This window comes from Janthinobacterium sp. Ant5-2-1 (assembly GCF_001445815.1).
Taxonomy (GTDB): Bacteria; Pseudomonadota; Gammaproteobacteria; order Burkholderiales; family Burkholderiaceae_D; genus Janthinobacterium; species Janthinobacterium lividum_E.
Map to the genome: position 1 here is coordinate 1 of NZ_LNCE01000153.1, position 2,450 is coordinate 2,450.

General features: G+C 60.3%; 1 protein-coding gene. It reads left to right on the forward strand.

Annotated elements, in window-relative coordinates; all coding sequences use genetic code 11:
* Positions 1-2,449: DNA topoisomerase III (locus tag ASN89_RS26765; RefSeq protein ID WP_058051359.1), on the forward strand; the 2,449-nt coding region annotated here is incomplete at its 5' end.
* Between the last annotated feature and the right edge of the window lies 1 nt (position 2,450).

A 2,450-nucleotide genomic window follows, 5' to 3' on the forward strand; every position in this document is an offset into this window, starting at 1 on the left:
CGCGCTGAACCCGATCGCCAAGACGGAAGCGCGCCTCAAAGTATTAAACAAGCTGATCAAACGTAAAGACGTTACCACCCTCATCAACGCATGCGATGCGGGGCGCGAAGGCGAGCTGATTTTCCGCCTGATCGCGCAAAACGCGAAAGCCAAGCAACCGGTCAAGCGTTTGTGGCTGCAGTCGATGACGCCGGGCGCCATCCGCGACGGTTTCTCGCACCTGCGCAGCGATGAAGAAATGTTGCCGCTGGCGGACGCGGCCCGCTGCCGTTCGGAAGCCGATTGGTTGATCGGCATCAATGGCACGCGTGCCATGACGGCGTTCAATTCGAAAGAGGGCGGCTTCTATCTGACCACCGTGGGTCGCGTGCAGACGCCAACGCTCTCCATCGTCGTCGAACGCGAAGACAAGATCAAGAAATTCGTGCCGCGCGACTTCTGGGAAGTGCGCGCCGAATTCGTTTGCGCGGCCGGTATCTATGAAGGCCGCTGGCTCGACACGAAGTTCAAGAAAGACGAGAACGACCCCGAGAAGCGCGCCGAGCGCCTGTGGAGCAAGACGGCTGCCGACTCGATCGCCACCGCCTGCCGTGGTCGCCAGGGCATCGTCACGGAAGAATCGAAACCGACCACCTCGATGGCGCCGGGCCTGTTCGACCTGACCAGCTTGCAGCGTGAAGCGAACTCGCGTTTCGGCTTCTCGGCCAAGAACACCCTGGGCCTGGCCCAGGCGCTGTACGAAAAACACAAGGTATTGACGTATCCGCGTACCGATTCGCGCCACCTGCCGGAAGATTACATGCCGACCGTGCTGCAGGCGCTGGAAACGGTCAAGGACAACAGCAACTACCACCAGTTCGCCAAGCAGATCATCGACAAGGGCTGGGTCAAGCCGAACAAGCGCATCTTCGACAATACCAAGATCTCGGATCACTTCGCGATCATCCCGACGACGATCGCGCCCAAGAATTTGTCCGAGCCGGAACAAAAATTGTATGACCTGGTCACGCGCCGCTTCATGGCCGTGTTCTTCCCGCCTGCGGAATTCCAGGTCACCACGCGCTACACGGAAGTGTCGGGCCATCAGTTCAAGACTGAAGGCAAGGTCATGACCAATCCGGGCTGGCTGGCCATCTACGGCAAGGAAGCGTCGACGGACGCGGACAAGGAAAGCAATGGCAACGGCAACCTGGTGCCGGTCGCCAAGGGCGAGAAAGTGCAGACCGAAAGCGTCAGCGCCAACGGCCTGGTGACCAAGCCGCCAGCGCGCTATACCGAGGCGACATTGCTGTCGGCCATGGAAGGCGCGGGCAAGCTGATCGACGACGACGAGCTGCGCGATGCGATGGCCGGCAAGGGTCTTGGAACCCCGGCAACGCGCGCCGCCACCATCGAGGGCTTGCTGACGGAACGCTACCTGATCCGCGAAGGCCGCGAACTGATCCCGACCGCCAAGGCCTCGCAGCTGATGACGTTGCTCAAGGGCCTGGGCGTCAACGAATTGACGGCGCCGGAGCTGACGGGCGAGTGGGAATACAAGCTGTCGCAGATGGAAAAAGGCAAGATTTCGCGCGAAGAATTCATGCGTGAAATCGCGCAGATGACGCAAATCATCGTCAAGCGCGCCAAGGAATATGACAACGACACGATTCCCGGTGATTACGCCACCCTGGAAACGCCGTGCCCGAATTGCAGCGGCGTGGTGAAGGAAAACTACCGTCGTTTCGCCTGCACCAAGTGCGAGTTCTCGATGAGCAAGACGCCGGGTTCGCGCCAGTTCGAAATCGCCGAAGTGGAACAATTGCTGAAGGACCGCACCATCGGCCCGCTGCAAGGTTTCCGCTCGAAGATGGGCCGTCCGTTCGCCGCCATCCTGCGCATCGTGCGCGATGAAGAGATCAAGAATTTCAAGCTGGAATTCGATTTCGGCCAGAACGACGAAAGCGAAGATGGCGAAGGCGTCGATTTCACGGGCCAGACGCCCGTGGGACCTTGCCCCAAGTGCAACGCCGGCGTGTACGAGATGGGCCTGGCCTATGTGTGCGAACACAGCATGGCCAAGCCGAAGACGTGCGATTTCCGCAGCGGCCGCATCATCTTGCAGCAGGAAATCTTGCCGGAACAAATGGCAAAACTGCTCAACGATGGCAAGACGGACTTGCTGCCGGGCTTTGTATCGCAGCGTACCCGTCGTCCGTTCAAGGCTTTCCTCGTGCGCGGCAAGGATGGCAAGGTGAGCTTCGAGTTTGAAGAGCGCAAGGCCAAGCCGGGCGCCAAGGCGAAGGCTGCAGCGACCGAGGTCGAAGGCGAAGAGGGCGCAGTGCCGGCGAAGAAAACGGCCGTCAAGAAAGCGGCAGCCGTCAAAAAGGCGCCAGCGAAGAAAGCTGCTGCCGTGAAAAAGCCGGCCGCCAAAAAGGCGCCGGCGAAGAAGGCAGCGGCAGCGGAGTAAT